This is a genomic window from Limosilactobacillus agrestimuris (assembly GCF_943193105.1).
GTDB lineage: Bacteria > Bacillota > Bacilli > Lactobacillales > Lactobacillaceae > Limosilactobacillus > Limosilactobacillus agrestimuris.
The window spans coordinates 1-15,745 of the sequence record NZ_CALPCW010000009.1 but is presented as its reverse complement, the minus strand read 5'-3'; the positions used below and the strand labels follow the sequence as shown (position 1 = coordinate 15,745).

Annotated in this window: 18 protein-coding genes, 1 tRNA gene and 1 pseudogene; 5 read left to right on the top strand and 15 right to left on the bottom strand. The window is 38.2% G+C overall.

What is annotated here, in order from left to right:
- Window positions 1–69 precede the first annotated feature (69 nt).
- The 3 genes from NFR46_RS06475 (at window position 70) to NFR46_RS06465 (ending at window position 1,353) form a co-directional block, all read left to right on the top strand.
- Complete coding sequence (locus tag NFR46_RS06475; protein ID WP_251575746.1) at window positions 70–519, top strand: flavodoxin; 450 nt, start codon at window positions 70–72, stop codon at window positions 517–519.
- Entirely contained in the window at window positions 519–956 is a 438-nt protein-coding gene (locus tag NFR46_RS06470; RefSeq protein WP_251575744.1) for a GtrA family protein, read from the top strand. Before NFR46_RS06475 ends, NFR46_RS06470 begins: the two co-directional genes overlap by 1 nt.
- A gap of 118 nt (window positions 957–1,074) precedes the next feature.
- The gene (locus NFR46_RS06465) at window positions 1,075–1,353 is read left to right on the top strand and encodes a hypothetical protein (protein ID WP_251575742.1); all 279 of its coding nucleotides are present in this window, start codon (window positions 1,075–1,077) and stop codon (window positions 1,351–1,353) included.
- A gap of 45 nt (window positions 1,354–1,398) precedes the next feature.
- Here the strand turns inward: NFR46_RS06465 and wecB are convergent, their stop codons facing one another.
- From wecB to NFR46_RS06440, 5 genes are all read right to left on the bottom strand, one after another.
- Complete coding sequence (wecB, locus tag NFR46_RS06460; RefSeq protein ID WP_251575740.1) at window positions 1,399–2,526, bottom strand: non-hydrolyzing UDP-N-acetylglucosamine 2-epimerase; 1,128 nt, start codon at window positions 2,524–2,526, stop codon at window positions 1,399–1,401.
- Between the two features lie 91 nt (window positions 2,527–2,617).
- Window positions 2,618–3,253, bottom strand: coding sequence for a helix-turn-helix domain-containing protein (locus NFR46_RS06455; protein WP_251575738.1), 636 nt, complete (start codon window positions 3,251–3,253; stop codon window positions 2,618–2,620).
- Between the two features lie 170 nt (window positions 3,254–3,423).
- A tRNA-Arg gene (locus NFR46_RS06450) sits at window positions 3,424–3,496 on the bottom strand.
- Between the two features lie 76 nt (window positions 3,497–3,572).
- The gene (locus NFR46_RS06445; protein ID WP_251575736.1) at window positions 3,573–4,883 is read right to left on the bottom strand and encodes a DEAD/DEAH box helicase; all 1,311 of its coding nucleotides are present in this window, start codon (window positions 4,881–4,883) and stop codon (window positions 3,573–3,575) included.
- A 14-nt stretch (window positions 4,884–4,897) separates the two neighbouring features.
- Window positions 4,898–5,917, bottom strand: coding sequence for a Gfo/Idh/MocA family protein (locus NFR46_RS06440; RefSeq protein ID WP_251575734.1), 1,020 nt, complete (start codon window positions 5,915–5,917; stop codon window positions 4,898–4,900).
- A gap of 155 nt (window positions 5,918–6,072) precedes the next feature.
- Between NFR46_RS06440 and NFR46_RS06435 the strand changes: the two genes are divergently transcribed.
- The gene (locus NFR46_RS06435) at window positions 6,073–6,435 is read left to right on the top strand and encodes a DUF4828 domain-containing protein (protein WP_191684572.1); all 363 of its coding nucleotides are present in this window, start codon (window positions 6,073–6,075) and stop codon (window positions 6,433–6,435) included.
- 164 nt (window positions 6,436–6,599) lie between these two features.
- On the opposite strand, the gene NFR46_RS06430 is transcribed toward NFR46_RS06435, so the two are convergent.
- From NFR46_RS06430 to NFR46_RS06385, 10 genes are all read right to left on the bottom strand, one after another.
- Window positions 6,600–7,172 carry an LOG family protein gene (locus NFR46_RS06430; protein WP_251575732.1) on the bottom strand — a complete coding sequence of 191 codons (573 nt, stop codon included), beginning with the start codon at window positions 7,170–7,172 and terminating at the stop codon, window positions 6,600–6,602.
- Window positions 7,165–8,094 carry a lactate/malate family dehydrogenase gene (locus tag NFR46_RS06425; RefSeq protein WP_251575730.1) on the bottom strand — a complete coding sequence of 310 codons (930 nt, stop codon included), beginning with the start codon at window positions 8,092–8,094 and terminating at the stop codon, window positions 7,165–7,167. Before NFR46_RS06425 ends, NFR46_RS06430 begins: the two co-directional genes overlap by 8 nt.
- A gap of 75 nt (window positions 8,095–8,169) precedes the next feature.
- Window positions 8,170–9,693: a glutamate--cysteine ligase gene (locus NFR46_RS06420; RefSeq protein WP_251575728.1), complete on the bottom strand. Its 1,524-nt coding sequence runs from the start codon at window positions 9,691–9,693 to the stop codon at window positions 8,170–8,172.
- A gap of 137 nt (window positions 9,694–9,830) precedes the next feature.
- Complete coding sequence (locus tag NFR46_RS06415) at window positions 9,831–10,499, bottom strand: type 1 glutamine amidotransferase (protein WP_251575726.1); 669 nt, start codon at window positions 10,497–10,499, stop codon at window positions 9,831–9,833.
- A gap of 134 nt (window positions 10,500–10,633) precedes the next feature.
- Window positions 10,634–11,122: a prolyl-tRNA synthetase associated domain-containing protein gene (locus NFR46_RS06410; protein WP_251575724.1), complete on the bottom strand. Its 489-nt coding sequence runs from the start codon at window positions 11,120–11,122 to the stop codon at window positions 10,634–10,636.
- Window positions 11,123–11,132: 10 nt separating this feature from the next.
- Window positions 11,133–11,336 (bottom strand): hypothetical protein, encoded by a 204-nt coding sequence (locus NFR46_RS06405; RefSeq protein ID WP_251575722.1) that lies wholly within the window; start codon window positions 11,334–11,336, stop codon window positions 11,133–11,135.
- 152 nt (window positions 11,337–11,488) lie between these two features.
- Window positions 11,489–11,884 carry an iron-sulfur cluster biosynthesis family protein gene (locus NFR46_RS06400; protein WP_251575720.1) on the bottom strand — a complete coding sequence of 132 codons (396 nt, stop codon included), beginning with the start codon at window positions 11,882–11,884 and terminating at the stop codon, window positions 11,489–11,491.
- A 77-nt stretch (window positions 11,885–11,961) separates the two neighbouring features.
- Window positions 11,962–12,471 carry a helix-turn-helix domain-containing protein gene (locus NFR46_RS06395; protein WP_251575718.1) on the bottom strand — a complete coding sequence of 170 codons (510 nt, stop codon included), beginning with the start codon at window positions 12,469–12,471 and terminating at the stop codon, window positions 11,962–11,964.
- A gap of 187 nt (window positions 12,472–12,658) precedes the next feature.
- Window positions 12,659–13,015: a hypothetical protein gene (locus NFR46_RS06390; RefSeq protein ID WP_251575716.1), complete on the bottom strand. Its 357-nt coding sequence runs from the start codon at window positions 13,013–13,015 to the stop codon at window positions 12,659–12,661.
- A gap of 123 nt (window positions 13,016–13,138) precedes the next feature.
- A complete protein-coding gene (locus NFR46_RS06385) occupies window positions 13,139–13,867 on the bottom strand; it encodes a MerR family transcriptional regulator (RefSeq protein WP_251575714.1) in 729 nt (242 codons plus the stop codon).
- Window positions 13,868–14,367: 500 nt separating this feature from the next.
- Here NFR46_RS06385 and NFR46_RS09470 point away from each other — a divergent pair.
- A pseudogene (locus tag NFR46_RS09470) lies at window positions 14,368–15,662 on the top strand (ISL3 family transposase); the annotation flags it as partial.
- Window positions 15,663–15,745: the final 83 nt, after the last annotated feature.

Below are 15,745 nucleotides of genomic sequence, written 5' to 3'. Positions count from 1 at the left end.
TTGTCACCAAAGAAGTCGTAAACCATGCTATACTATGAAACGTAATTTATTTTAAACGGGGGAATAAAAATGGCTAAAGCACTTGTTGTCTACGCTACCATTACCGGTAACAACGAAGACGTTGCCGACATTATTACTGAATCTTTTGAAGATCAAGGTGTTGAAGTCGACGAAACTGAAATCACAATGGCAGACGTTGAAGATTTTAAGGACATTGATATTTGTGTTGTTTGTCCTTATACCTATGATGAGGGTGCCCTTCCAGATGAAGGACTAGACTTCTATGATGACCTTCAAGAAGCTGACTTATCTGGCAAAATTTATGGGGTCGCTGGCTCGGGTGATACATACTACGCTGATGACTATTGTAAAGCTGTTGACCTTTTTGGCGATGCTTTTGAAAAGGCTCATGCTACAAAGGGTGCCGATAATGTCCATATTAACTTATCACCTGACGAAGATGATATTAAAACTCTTGATAAATTTGTCGCAAAGCTAATTAAAAAGGCGGCTAAGTAATGATTAAGCAACTCTGGAGTAAGTATAAGTCTATTATCGCCTACCTGTTCTGGGGCGTTGTTACCACTGTTGTTAACTTAGCTGTCTTCCAAATTTTAAGTCCTGGCCTTCACTGGAACGTCGAAGTGGCCACAGTTCTTGCCTGGTTTGCTTCAGTTTTGGTGGCCTACTTTACCAATAAAGTCTGGGTTTTCGGCTCACATTACACGACAGTTAGTGATTTTGCGGTGGAAATTCTCCGCTTCTTCTTCTATCGTGGATTAACCTTAGTGATTGATATGGTAATCACCTATGTCGGGATCCAAGTCTTAAAGTTTGATACACCACTTCAACAATTCATTGTTAAGTTTATTGATAACGTTATTGTCGTAATTGCAAACTATATCTTCTCAAAATGGCTAATCTTCAAGGATAACCGCGGAATTGAAGACAAGTAAATATTAGCAGTCTTGATCAGTGATTGATGAAGGCTGCTATTTTTTCTTGGTTGCTTTTCATAATGCCAAAGCAACTAAATTTCATGATAATATGGGGTTGAAAGGATTTCTCAAATTAATGGAAAACCAAATTGATCCAAGTGATCAGCTTGTTATGCAAATTCAATCAGAAATGAAACGGATCCGTGAAGATCCACTAAGGAGGCATGGCTTTATGAAGTATGAACTCGATTTGATGGATGCACGAAGAGAAGGTCGTCTAGAAGGAAAAGAAGAAGGAGCAATCGAAGCATTAATTCAGTTAGGATTTGAAACTGAACAAATTGCTACTAAACTTACCAAAATGTACAACATAAGTCATGATGAAGCTTTAAAATTAATCCAAAAAGTTAAATAAAACCAAATAGAGCTCCAAAGCTCGGTAAAACCGAATTCTGGGGCTCTATTTATTACTTAAATACTCTTCGATAATATCCAAAATCCGTTCACTGGCATGACCATCCCCAAACGGGTTCTCGGCCTGATCCATTTTCTTATAGGCTTTATGGTCGTTAAGCAGACTAAAGACAGCCTGTTGGATGCTTGTTGGATCCGTACCAACAATTTTAACAGCACCTACATCGACTGCTTCTTGACGTTCAGTCTTTTCTCGCAATAGCAAGACAGGCTTATGAATTGCCGGTGCCTCTTCTTGGATGCTACCTGAATCAGTTACAATAAAATCACACCGGGCAGCAATATTTAAGAAATCGCCATGGTTTAGTGGCTTAATTAGGTGAATTCGTTCCCTGTTTCCCAAAACCTCATCTGCCAGGCTCATTACTTCACTATTCGGATAAACCGGATAAATTAATTCAACATCCTTATTGGTTTCAACAATATCCTTCATCGTATGGAAGACTCGTTCCATGGGAGCACCAATACTCTCCGAACGTTGCATTGTCAAAATAATAATCCGGTGAGCATCCGGGATCTTTCCCAGAATTTCACTATGAAAGTCTGTACTTAACCGTTCTTTAACTGAATCAATTACTGGATTACCGGTAACATAAATTTGTTGTGCCGGATGATGTTCACTTAAAAGGTTATCCCGAGCACGTGTGGTTGGAGCAAAGTAAAGATCAGCTAGGTTATCAGTTATCCGCCGGTGAATCTCATCCGGAAATGGTAGGTACTTATCATAAGTCCGTAACCCCGCTTCAACATGCCCCAAAGGAAGGTGGTTATAAAAGCTTACTAGGCTTGCTGCTAAACTAGTTACGCCATCCCCAACCACCAGAAACATGTCTGGCTGTCCGGCATTAATGACGTTATTTAAGTTATGAATTAACTGACTCAATTGCTCAGCATAATTAGTATTTTTAAGTCCAGACAGATCTAAGTCAAAATCTGGCGTTAATTTTAAATAATCCATTGTTTGCTGAAGGAGTGGCCGCTGTTGTTGCGCGGCAATCACAATTGATGGCTTCCAAGTATTTGGATCCTGTTTCATCTGCTCGATGATTGGTGCAAGCTTTATTGCTTCAGCCCGGGTTCCAAATAAAAGCATGATTTTAAACGGCTTTTGCACAGTGACAACTCCTTTTTAAATACTATTTTAATTGTACAACAATTTAATAATATTTTTAAAAAGCAAAATTTATTTCCCGGGAAATGAAACCTTACCTGTTTTTATTCCCCAACTTAGGATCTTGTTGCCACATATACTTCTGTAAGATATTTTGGATTCCTACTAAAATGAGCCACGGTGAGGAGAAGTAACGTCCTGGCATCCCCTGATGGACGAAATAAACCCCAATAACCATGTCAAGAATAATTAGAAAATAGATCACCTTTGCTAGCAACGATAATCTTTGTCCAGGACGTTGTTTTCCCTTATAATACATCCGCTGACTCATGCCGAGGAAAAAGGGTGTAATAAACTGTTCATAAATAATCGCAATTACAATGATAACGGTTATCACATTCCATGCAATCTGACCTCCCCTACTTGTTGGAACATCAATGAAACAGCCAAGTCCAAGGATGATCCAAATAAAGCCAGATAATACGCTAAATGCGTTAAATGCCTTTCCCTGTTCTAAATAATTCTTCAAATTTTGGTCCTCCTTTAAGAGAGAATCAATTGAAATTTGGTAAACATCACTAACTTTTACTAACATATTTAAATCAGGATATGTCTTGCCATGCTCCCAATTAGAAATAGCTTGTCGGGTCACAAAAAGTCTTTTTGCTACCTCCGCCTGTGTTAGCTTTAACTCTTGACGTCGTTCTTTGATTTGTTCTCCAAATTCCATTTGCTTCTCCTTGTTTTTGAGGATAAGTATATTAGGTGCTAATAAATAATCCTAGCAATAGCCTGTTGCACTGTTGATATATAAAGAAAAATAAGACCGAGAAAAGCAAATTGTTTTTCTCAGTCTTAAGCTGTTTAATCGTTTTCACTAAAAAATCTAAGTACGAAATATGGTCCCATCCGGAATCGAACCGGAATCGGCCGCTTAGGAGGCGGATGTACTATCCAGTTATACTATAGGACCAGACAAAGAGTATTATCGCATTTACGATTGAACTCGTAAAGAAGATTTTACTCTTTTTTGTTAATTATTTAACTGTTTATTTTGCGCCCTCACTCTTACGACGGTGCTTTAGACGAATCCCCTTGTTTTTCCGGTTCTTCTTATGTGGCTTTTTCTTTGGCTTCCTTGGTTTACCAAGAGTATGGTGAACACTCTTTTCCACACTAGTCTGACCGCTCCATTGCTCTTGTTGCAATTGACGACTATTCTGCCGACGTAATGAAACAGATTTCTGACCCTTTTGTGGCTTTTGATCTGTAACCTGATCGTTATTAATATAAAGGTGTTCCAAGTTATAATCAGTGTCCTTAAGAAGCTTTTTCAAATCACGGATATCGTGATCGTCCCCAAGGTTAATTACTAATCCCGGTTCCCCCTGACGACCGGTTCGTCCAACACGGTGAACATAAGTATTAGCCTCAGTTGGCAAATCAAAGTTAATCACTGCTGGAAGCTTAGGAATATCAAGCCCTCGAGCAGCAACATCCGTCGTTAATAATAACTTAATTTGCCGTTTCCGGAACATTCGCATTGCCTTTTCCCGCTGCGTTTGTTTTTGTCGACCACCTAGCGTCCCAATTGACATATGTTCATGACGAAGACGACTAGCAGCATAATGGAGTGTCCGCGTACTATTAAAGAATACCAAACCACGAAAGTCCTTAATACTGGTCAAGCGACGAAGGACCGCCGTCTTTTGGGCATTAGTCCGGGCGTCAATATAACCATGACGAACAGTTCCGCGAGTATGATCCTTGGATGTAACGTCAAGGGTTAAAATATCACGACCGAACATGACTGAAAGTTGCTTAAATACCGGTGACTTAGTAGCAGAGAAAAACGCTAATTGGGCACTCAATGGTGTAGCTCGTTCAATATCTTCAACTACTGCCAAGGTATCATCCTGTAATAAATCATCAGCTTCGTCAATTACCATTGTCTGCAAGTGACCAAGCTTTAGGTGACGATTATCTAACATATGGAGAACCCGTCCAGGTGTCCCCACAACAACATCGGGATGTTTACGCAGCTTCATTACTTGGCGACGAAGATTTGCACCACCTGTTAAAGCTAACACCTTAACACCAATGATATTTCCCCATTCACGCACTACCCTTGTCGTCTGCATTGCCAATTCTTGTGACGGTGCAAGAACTAATAATTGAGTCCCCGCGCCAGGCATAATTTTAGGCAGAAGTGGTAAAGTAAATGCTAGTGTCTTCCCAGAACCAGTAGGCGCAATTCCGAGAATCGACTTATCCTCTGCCAAGGGCTTAGCAACAGCTTCCTGAATTTCAGTAGGTTGTTTAAATTGCTGATTGAATTTTTCTTGAAATTGTTCGATCAAATATTATCCCCATCCTATTCTTGATCTTTATCTGCCGGAAATTCTAATTGTGCTGATTGGCGAAGTGAGTACATTACGGAGTTAACAGTTTCGGAAAGATCCATCCATCCCTTGTACTTCTTCATCTGTTCTTCGTTGTCTGGATCATTAAATAAGTCTGCAAAATCATTCATTTCATCCGTCATTGAATTCTTTTCAACCGGTGCATCAAGTTGGTGAGCCTTTTTATCGGAATCATAATAAGTTACCTTTTGAGTTTCAAAAATACTATCGAAAACAAGAGTATCCTTAAGGCCGTAAACTTCAGATGGTAAGTATGAATTAGCAGTCTTCCCAAAGTTCAATGTAACACTGAACTTATCGTAGTTCAAAATAGCAACACCCTTAGCGTCAACGCCGGTCTTGCAAAGGGTTGGGTAGTAAACAACTGACTGTGGTTGGCCAAACATTGTAACGGCTCCATAAACAGCGTAAACACCAAGATCCATCAAAGCACCACCAGCGTACTTCAAGGTAAAGATGTTTGGATAAGGCTTATCCCCCGCAAGGACCTTATCATACCGAGAAGAATACTTCATTACAGTAATCGTTGCCCCTTGAACGTAGTGTTCCTTCATTTCATCGACTTTCTTCAAAGCTTCCCGATATAGTGCTGTGTGAATATGACGAGCTGCTTCAACTAAACGAGCCTTCGGGTGAGCTGCAAGTAATGATTGGATGCCAGAAAATTCACTTGGGTTTACAAATGCTGGCTTTTCAACGATCACGAACTTATCATTTTCAATTGCCATCCGTGCTTGTTGGTAATGCAAACTGTTCGGTGAAGCGATGTATACAACGTCGAATTCACCGTCTTCAAAGAATTTTTCAAGATCATCATAGAATTCTGTAGCACCATATGGCTGGCCGAACTCCTTAGCCCGGTCCATTGTCCGTGAATAAACTGCGGTCAATTTATACTTACCGGTAGTTTTAGCTGCGTCCAGCATTTGGTCTGTAATAATATGAGTTCCAATAATTCCTAACTTAAGCATTTGAGCCAACTCCCTTATCAGATATTTAGCTTGTTACATTTATCATACCAATTATTGTCTGTTTTTAACAGAAATGAAATCTTTCGATCATATAAATATGTGTATAATGTTCTTGTAGAAATGACTTATCACATAATTGAGGAGATTGATGGAATATGAAAAAAAAGGGAATGTTACTTTTCGGCGCGGGACTAATGGCTGGACTCTCCAGTACTTTAGGGTTCAGTCACGCGAAGAAAAGTAGCACGACGACTGCGTTACCAATATTTTATGCCGGTACTTGGCGATACTATGATCAAGAACGCAATCGGTCCCATAAAATCACCATCTCTCCGGAACTAAAACTTGGGATTGATAATCAAGAAATTCCCGCAACGGTTCAATTAGTCCGTGAAGATAAATTAGTTTACCTCGATAAATTTGGTTACCATATCACTATTCAAGCTAACGACCAGCGTCCTGTATCTTTAATCGATGAGGCTGACGATCAGGTCTATGCAATTCAACCACTTAAGTAAGCTGCAATGATTGCGGCTTTTTTTGATCCAATTATTTTCTCGACAACATGGTTAAAATGTACTCGCCAGAAGCTTGCTAGAGTTAGCAATCTCCTTCCTAGGCGCAAATCGCCTTCATCAGGAGAAGTTGCTAACTTTCCGCAAGCTTTTTGCTGGCTCGCACTCTACTTTTCATACGTCCTATGTCTTGGTGCTGTGTAGTGTTCCATGAATTGAAGGATCTGATTAAAATCATCACCAAAGTACATACTATCAAGGTAAATCTTTTCAAGAAAGCCTTCTTGACTCATGTGCTCGAACGCTTCTTTTAGTGGTGAATAAAAGTCATCTTGATTATAAAAAGCAACAGGCTTGGGATTTTCGCCGATTGTAATCCATGAGGCCGCTTGGCTAATTTCTTCAAGTGTTCCGATACCACCAGGCAGGGCTAACATGCCATCAGCCATCGCCATCATTTTTTCTTTTCGGTGATCCATATCAGGGACAATTTTAAGATCTTGAATTTTCGAGTAAGCAGCACCACGACTGGCGAGGGTTTCGGTAATAATTCCGTGAACGGTTCCACCGTTATCAAGAACACCGTCAGCAACCGCACCCATTAATCCAAACTGTCCACCACCATAGACTAATTCAATTTGATGGGCTGCCATCCATTCTCCTAATTCCTGCGCCTTTTTTAAATATTTCCCGTCATTTCCATTTCGGGCTCCGCAATATACAGCTAGCGATTTAATCATTTGTTTTCCCTCCTTGTTGTAGGATCGTAAGTTGTTGTTGGATTGCATTAGCAGCAGTTTTAACAGCCGCTTCTTCCACTGGATAAAGATTTAATAATAATGGGTGACCTTGGCCGTTACGATTAAGCAATGTCGGAAAACTAACGTATCCTGAATATTGAGGCTGGTAGATTGCTACTGAAGTACTCAACTCACCATTACCTAAAATTGTAGAAATCATTTGAAGGATCCATGTCACAACAGCACTAGCATTATAACCAAGTCCCTTGAACGTGTACCAGTTATCAAGGTCGGCATTAATCCTTAATTGATTTTGGTCAAGGTGGTGACCATTAATGCTCTTATCTAGATCCTGACCATTAACAGTAACCGTAGACCAGGCAAAGACCTTCTCACCGTTATGTTGACCATAAACAAAGCCACTAACATTTTGGGATGACAATTCCGCAGTCTTTGCAACTGCCTGACGCATTCGAGCTGTATCAATTGTGGTCCCGATGCCAATTACCTGCTTAGTTGGTAAAGCTAGTTGTTGTTGCAGGTAGGCAGTAATTGCTTCATTGGGATCACTAATGTTCAGAACAATCCCATCAAAACCACTTTGTTTTACCTGCGGAGCAATTTCACGAACTGCTTTCCCATTTCGAGTAAGTTCCGCCATTTGTTGTTTTTCTAGAAGGCTACTATCCCCAAACGCGGTTACAAGGATATCCGCATTTTTTAGGGCTGCGTAGTCCTGAAGGAGAATCTTAGTCCTCGTGTTTAACGCAGTTTGAGCATTTTCTAAGTCAGTTTTCAATCCGACCGCTAAGTCATCATCCTGATCAATCAAGACTAATTGATCTGCCTTATTAGTTACAACAAGGTCATGAGCCAATAAACGTCCAATATGACCTAACCCAATAATTCCAATCTTTCTCATTATCTTCTCCCCGATCAAAAATGGAGCATCACAAAATATCATTGTGAGGCTCCGTTATTTTTAGTATTTGCTTTATTATTCTTCCTGAAATTTAGTTGCTTCAGGAAATGTATCTAAGATGTACTTACGCGGGCCGTCAGGAAATTCAAATTCGCCTTGTGCTTCATAAGTCTCATCATGGTCACCGACAGTTAACGTTACTCCATCATCACTGAAGGAAACATTAACCCCTAATTCAATTGCAGCTTTGATTAAACGTTGTGTATCATCCGAATACTTTTCACTAATTGCTTGAAGGGGATGAGCCATGTTCATGTTAGCAGTAAAACGATCATTAGCTAGCTTTAAACCAAATGAAAGAAGATTACCATTTTCTATTTGATCCGCTAATTGACCACTAATTGTTAAGGCTGGATCATCTACCCGTCGTTGAACAAACTTAAGAGCAAGACGGTATTCCCGTGGTGCATTAAATTCATCAACTAAGTCCTGCAATTCAGCAATAATCTTAATTGCCGCCTCATGCATTTCTGGCGTTTGTTCCTTTGGCTTTTGTAAAGCGACCTCATTATTAAGTTTCCGCACTGCCGCTAATTTTTCTGGTAAATTATCAGGAAGTGGCTTGATTAAAGTATTAATCATTAAAAGCTCGAGGAAGTTAATGGTATCATCACTCACCCCAGTCCGGGAAAGCGGATCCAGGTCAAAGGAACGAAACTCAAGGTAGTTAATTCCCTTTGTTAACATCCCTTGTAAGTCACCAACGTCCTGATTATGACGACGACAACGGACAGGACCAAAGAATTCTTTGATACTGTAATATGTCCCGTTATCAATGAATTCCTGTAGCTTAGCAAAGTGCTCTTCTAATGAATTATAACCAACTTGTTCATTAGGAAGGTTATCATCACCATAATCACTGCACCGTAAACTCCGAACTGGTAATTCAAGGTGTTCAGGGATGTGCATATCCTCTGAAACCGGACTTGCTCCATAAAGGTAAGTGAACAACCATTGGTAAAGGACAAAGGCTTGTGCCATCTTGAAGTAAAGGTGATTTTGAAAATCAACAAGTGAACTATATTCGTCCTTATAGAATTGGTCATATAAGGTCTTTACTAATCCCTTATTTAAACTGAAGTTAACGTGAACATCACCCAGTAGCTCCTGGGTAATTCCATATTTCTTACCTAAGTAATCATGATTAGCTTGATCCCAAGTCTTCGTATTATCCGTCATTAGGTAATCTAAATCATGGTTATATACAGGCGCTGGAGCCATACTAAGCGGCCATAAACGTTCATCTTCGTGAAGTTGACCAACCATAATTTGCTCGAGCATCTTCAATTGACGAACAGCATTCTTACTTCCAACAACTGGTGACGTCTCGAAATCAATCATATTGTCAGTAAAGCCAGAATTTAAATATAAGTTATGGCGGCGGGAACGAAGAGCTTCCGGATATGGATAACGACTGGCGCGTCCATTAGTTAATACCCGGTGTTTCTTTGCTTCCAACCCAAATTCTGATGCGAACAGCTTTGCGTTCAATTCAGGCTTGCTCAATGCTTGACGAATTGCATCATATCGATCAGCCATTCAAGATCACCTCATTTCTCATATACCATTACACAATAACACTTTGAGCACAAAGTTAGCAACCTCAAAAGTAAAGTGATAAGTGCTTAAACTAGCTATTTACGGCGTCTCACTAATCCATTGATAGCTAGGTAGCATTATCTGGTAATGTAATTTAATAACTTAAACATTACTTGTTTATTTTCTGCTGGAACATCATGATCAATAATTTCAGCAGTTGTCTGGTGAAGATCATTATCCTTAAGTGGATATTCACTATCATTAATTGCAATTTCCCGCACGTTGTCCTTCATTGGCTCAAAATGGAATTGAAGACCAATCACATTATCGTGGTAAAGGAAACCCTGATTTTCGTTCAAGTCGCTACTAAAAAGTAACTTAGCATCATCAGGAATCTCAAACATATCCTGATGCCAGTGCAATGCAGTTAACTTATCTGGGATCCCTGGAATTGCATCGTTTTGCCGATAGACTGGAGCCCAGCCAACTTCCTTGTGTGGCGCTTGGGTAACTTGGTAGCCCAATGCCTTAACTATCTGTTGTGCACCCAAACAAGCACCAAAAATTGGCTTACGCTCATCAAGCATTTTCTTAATTAACTCACGTTCTTGTTCTAGCCAAGGGAAGTCATCATTAGGGCTCATTGGACCACCGAGAATAACTAACATATCAGTCTCATCTACGGTTGGCAAGTTACCAAATTGATCCGGGTGGTAAACATACATTTCGTTATTATTAGCATGGATCCAATCCCGAATTGATCCAGGTCCTTCATTTGAAGTGTGTTGTAAAATATTAACTCTCATTAATCAATACTCCTATATTTTATTTACTCCCCAATAAATATTGTCATTGATAAATTTTAATGTTATTAGGGCTAGGTGTCAATAAAAGCGCATTCAAATAGTCAATTATCAATTATTTGATATTTCCTGAGAAATTAGTCGTTAATGATTTGAGTATTAATTTTATTACATTCTAGGAATTTTAGTAAGTCGGTAGTTCTTAAAATAATTGTCTGGGTATTATCGTTCGGGTGGACACCAATTAAATCGTTATCCACAAGGACTTGACGGGAAACAATCAATTTTACTTGCTTATCTTGATCATTAAGGAGGTTAAATGGGGAAACGCTTCCCGGTTCTACCCCTAAAATTTGTTTCAACTCAACTGGTGATGCAAACGATAGCCGGGATGTTCCAACTGCCTGCCGAAATGTTTTTTCAACGAACCGATTATTTTCCAAAAGGACATATAAGAAATAGCTTTTCCGGTTATGGGTGCGTAAGAAAAGGTTCTTTGTCCGGGCAAACGAATACTTTTCTACATACCGATCTGCTTCAGCGCTAGTAAAGACTGCTGGATGGTGGATAAGCTCATAATTAATCTTAGCTTTGTCTAATAACTGGTAAATTTGTTGTGGGTTCATAATTCTCTTCCTATATCTTATGAAAGCTAACTTGCTGGTACTTCATTGAAATCTTGTGCACTTCAAACCCATATTCCGACAGTTCCTTCTTATAATGAAGAAAAGAGTGATCTAAAGGTACTCCAGCAATACGACCAATTTCAGCAAATGTAAGGCTAAAATCTTCGTCATAGTTATCTTGAATGTACTGCCATAGTTGATTGTATTTACTCATTTTTCTTCCTTTTGGTTACCTACCTCCTACTACCATATGGTTTAATTTATCATTTCAAATATTAGACATCAATACTAGAGGTTAATTCCATAAATAAGAAAAGCCTAGCGCATTTTCAAGATTAGAATGCACTAGGCTCTATTTAATAAACTTTAGCAATCATGGGTTCCAGTATATTCACCTTTTAATGGTTCACTAATATCAACTACTTCAACATTATCAGTAAGGATCTTAGTTGGGCTAACTAATGGCATCGTAAAATGTTTTGGATCGAAGCGTAACTCCATCTGATTTTCAAATTGAATGTTTGCGTAAGGCTCACTCTTGATATAAATATCACCAATATTTGAACTAACCTTTTCGTCAAAATCAGGTAAGTCAACATTCTTATTAACGAAAATCAAACGGTAATTAGCGTCGAGATTACAATTACCGATCGCTGAAAATGGGCCAACACCATCATCAAAATCTAACACTACTTGTTTATCAGGACTAAGGTACTTTTTAATCCGTTCTAATGTAGCGTCAGTAACAGTTAATGTCTTCATAAGTAAGTCCCCCTAACCTTTTGGTATTTATATTTTACTCATTTATTGAGGAAAATAAAGAAATTAGCTTATGAAAATTACTTACTTGCCTGATTCTTATCAATCCGATTAACCGTTAATGGATACTTTGCATCTAACTTTGGATTAAGCTTCCGCAATTCAAGCCACTTTTTTAATGGACTAAATAACATCCAACCACCAATCCAAAGAATTCCGACAATCGAAGAAGCAGCATCATTATGAATTAACGGGAAGCAGCATCCCCAAAACATCATTACAATAATGTAGCAAGTATTGTAAATCCGCTTAAAGTTCTTAAATTCTTCATGACGTTGGTACAATTGTGATTGAAGTTGTGCATCTGCAGACTGAATTTTTTCCTGTTGCTTAGCTGAATCCGTCCGCGGGAAAAGATCACCAACTTTAACTCCTAACGCTCCTGCTACTAGGTTAAGGGTTGAGATACTAGCATCTTCTCCGGCTTCTAACCGTTGAATTGTCCGCACCGATACTTTGGCCTTTTCAGCTAGTTGTTCTTGCGAAAGGTGTTTTGTCAACCGCAGCGCTTTGATATTATTTTTTATCATTTCTGATACCCCCTTACTTTATTTATAGGATATCAATTTCTACTCCTTTTAACCACGACATTTAGCCGACAGGGACCCGCCAATAAGACGACAGGAAATATTATTACCCGGGAAATGTTTTATTTAAAAAGATCAAAAAGAAGAATGACTAATTTTTCTCAGCCATCCCTCTTTCAGAATATTTCAATTATACATTTTCACCAATCTTAACGTGCCAAATAAAGAAGCCAATGCCAACAGCAAGGCTAATTACCGCATATAGAAACATCCAACTATTGAAGAAGCCACCAGCAATCCCAATAATTCCACCAACAATCAACAAAATGAGGTTGGTAATATCACCGCCAAGGAAGGGATTATTTTCTTGGATAATATAAACTACTCCTGCGCCAACAAATAATCCAGATAAAATAATTTCTAAAGTAGCGTAGATGTAATTTGGACTGGTCCAAATTCCTAGAATACCGTTTACAATTGCATCAACTAATAACCATGCAGCCAATACTAACAGCAAAATACCAACAACTAATTTAGCAATTCTCATTGTAGGTCTCCTCTCAAAACATAACTACTTCTATTATTGAGTTGTTGGGCAAAAAATTCAAAGAATATGCTTGGGAGGTTGGAAAATGTCGGCAAAATAAGTATTGATATTTCCCCGGAAATATTACCGAGCAATCTCCAAGCAATATGACTTATGATGACAATTTGGACATTCTAATTTTCTAAATTTTGGTGTATGTGGTGAGAAAGTAAATCTGGCTAATGAAGGAATAAACTTAGTACCACAGTTTGGACAGATATACTGTACTTGGGAGTAGTAATACTTAGTAAGAAAAGCGGAGAGGAATATCACTAATATCAACATAACTATAATGCTTAAAATCATTGCATCAAAATAATCAGCCCTTCCAAAGTAATATGCACTAGCTACTCCAATCAACTCAATTAATATCAAGCCAAAGAATAGTGTTCTACTTCTCAATTTTGTTAATATTGCTTCTTTTTTCATAATCTGTGCAATGTTAGTAAAATCATTTAAATTCATTTTTCGTGTAGTAACCGTTTGAACTAGCCGCTGTAATTGTTTCTGGCGTTGCTTTAAAAGTAAAATTTCTTTTTCATTTTCGCTAATTTGTTTTCGGAATAGTAACTGTAGCGAATCAGAGGCACATTGATCATTAAATAAACTTTTAATCTGACTAATTGAAAAATCCAATTCTCTTAAGTAATTAACCAGCTCTAATTTCTGAATCTGTTTTTCTTGATAGTAACGATAACCGTTCTTACCAATCGAATCCGGGGTTACCAAATTCTTTTCTTCATAAAAACGAATTGCACGCGGCGTCATCTTTAATTTCTTTGCTACCTCACCGATAGAATATTTTTCTGACACTGTCGTCACCTCCTGATTAAACAATACAGTTTCACGTAGGGTAAATGTCAAGATAAGAACAACAATTTGAAAAGCGTGATTACTAAGAAACGGTAATTACGCTTTTATCTTACTAAATTTCTCCTTTAATTTGCTCTTTTGCATTTTAATTTACTAATCCTAATAAAACTGCTGTGAAATTAAGAAGCAACCGTGTAGCCTTCTTTAACTAAAACTCCGCTTACAATTTTAAACTGCTTTCCCAGCATTACAATTTCATATATCGTTGAACCATCTTTGTTTTTCTATTTGCTACTTTAATTATTTTAGCTCTAAATTTTAGCAAACTATTAAAATGACCTGTTAACATAAATTGAACAATCAAAAAGCAGAAGTTAATAGAGTGGTTCTACAATTTTAAGTACTGATGAACTTAACATCAGTGCTTATTTTAGTTAAATTTAAAATAAAAAACGAAAGATGGCTGTCCCCCGTCTTCGTTTAAGAAAGGACCATCTTTCATGGACAATAATATCAGATTACTTCTCAGCATTAAAGACCCTCATCTTGAAATTGACCCTAAATTTGGTAAAAACTACATCGCTAAACAAGGAACTTTTATCGTTGCCCACCTAATCCAAACCTACTCCGTAAGTTGCCCTAAATGCGGGCGACCGATGCTCAAAAACGGTTTTAAAACAGTCAACTATTTACATGATAGTGCTCATGGTGAACCAGTAATCTGGTCGATTCGTAAACAGAAATTTATATGCAAACGTTCAGCTAAATGTCCCCACTGTGTAACCAGATTAGCGCAAGTAACTGACGTTGCCTTTCATCATCATATCGCTAAGATAGTCAAATTACATATTGCTTATAAAATAACTAATAATGAATCACAAAAAGATATAGCGAAGGATTTACACGTTTCTGATTGGACTGTCCGTCGTGTCATTCAGGGATTAGATCATTTCTTTCAGCCTAACTTTCATTGGTTACCACGCCATCTTGCTTTTGATGATTTTAAGTCTGGTCGCTTTGTGCCCAGCGGTATGAGTATGATTTTAATGAATATTGAGAATAAACGTACTCTAGATATCCTTCTTTCCCGACGTAGTCGCTATTTAAGAACTTATTTCTTACGTTATGATCGTTCTACCAGAATGTAGGTTCAAACGGTTACCGTTAATCTCTTTTCTCCTTATCGTAAGTTAATTCACGAGCTGTTTCCTCACGCCATTATTTTAGCCGACCACTTTCATGTGGTCGCTCAGCTCTAAATACTATTCGGATTAACACTATGAAACGTTATGGTAGTGGCAGTCATGAATGGCGAGCCCTTAAGCATTATTGGGAAGTGTTAGTTACGCTTGCTAGCAATCTAAAGTACGACAACTACTGGTCACGACGTAATTTTGCGTATGCTCAATTAACTGATGTTGAAGTAATTCATCGTCTACTAGCCTTCGATTCTGATCTCAAGCAGGCCTATCAATATTATCAAGCCCTTATCTTAGCTGTGAATCGGAAAAGCAAACAACAACTTAAACAACTATTAAAGATTAAATTAACCATTTTACCAACTACACTTCAAAAGGTTCAACGGACTCTTAGGTTACATAAAGCCGAAATTATTGCTAGTTTTAACAAATTAACTCCATATACTAACGAACCAGTTGAAGGAGCTAACAATAAAATTAAAGTAATTAAACGAACTGCCTATGGTTTTCGTAATTTCTATTATTTCCGTGTCCGTATTTTATTAGCTTTCTCGACTTCCTATTTCGCAATTAATTGGCAAAATAAACAAACAGCTCATACCGGGTATACACTTTTTGGTATTGATGAAAAATCAATGCCAGTTTTTTTGTACACAAAAAGGACAGCTGCTGCCCTCGT

Coding starts and splice junctions, on each gene's coding strand:
- NFR46_RS06395 (WP_251575718.1), bottom strand. CDS start 12,471: ATGATAAAAAATAATATCAAAGCGCTGCGGTTGACAAAACACCTTTCG.
- NFR46_RS06415 (WP_251575726.1), bottom strand. CDS start 10,499: ATGAGAGTTAATATTTTACAACACACTTCAAATGAAGGACCTGGATCA.
- NFR46_RS06440 (WP_251575734.1), bottom strand. CDS start 5,917: ATGCTTAAGTTAGGAATTATTGGAACTCATATTATTACAGACCAAATG.
- NFR46_RS06470 (WP_251575744.1), top strand. CDS start 519: ATGATTAAGCAACTCTGGAGTAAGTATAAGTCTATTATCGCCTACCTG.
- NFR46_RS06405 (WP_251575722.1), bottom strand. CDS start 11,336: ATGAGTAAATACAATCAACTATGGCAGTACATTCAAGATAACTATGAC.
- NFR46_RS06475 (WP_251575746.1), top strand. CDS start 70: ATGGCTAAAGCACTTGTTGTCTACGCTACCATTACCGGTAACAACGAA.
- NFR46_RS06390 (WP_251575716.1), bottom strand. CDS start 13,015: ATGAGAATTGCTAAATTAGTTGTTGGTATTTTGCTGTTAGTATTGGCT.
- NFR46_RS06455 (WP_251575738.1), bottom strand. CDS start 3,253: ATGGAATTTGGAGAACAAATCAAAGAACGACGTCAAGAGTTAAAGCTA.
- NFR46_RS06410 (WP_251575724.1), bottom strand. CDS start 11,122: ATGAACCCACAACAAATTTACCAGTTATTAGACAAAGCTAAGATTAAT.
- NFR46_RS06435 (WP_191684572.1), top strand. CDS start 6,073: ATGAAAAAAAAGGGAATGTTACTTTTCGGCGCGGGACTAATGGCTGGA.
- NFR46_RS06425 (WP_251575730.1), bottom strand. CDS start 8,094: ATGAGAAAGATTGGAATTATTGGGTTAGGTCATATTGGACGTTTATTG.
- NFR46_RS06400 (WP_251575720.1), bottom strand. CDS start 11,884: ATGAAGACATTAACTGTTACTGACGCTACATTAGAACGGATTAAAAAG.
- NFR46_RS06430 (WP_251575732.1), bottom strand. CDS start 7,172: ATGATTAAATCGCTAGCTGTATATTGCGGAGCCCGAAATGGAAATGAC.
- NFR46_RS06465 (WP_251575742.1), top strand. CDS start 1,075: ATGGAAAACCAAATTGATCCAAGTGATCAGCTTGTTATGCAAATTCAA.
- NFR46_RS06420 (WP_251575728.1), bottom strand. CDS start 9,693: ATGGCTGATCGATATGATGCAATTCGTCAAGCATTGAGCAAGCCTGAA.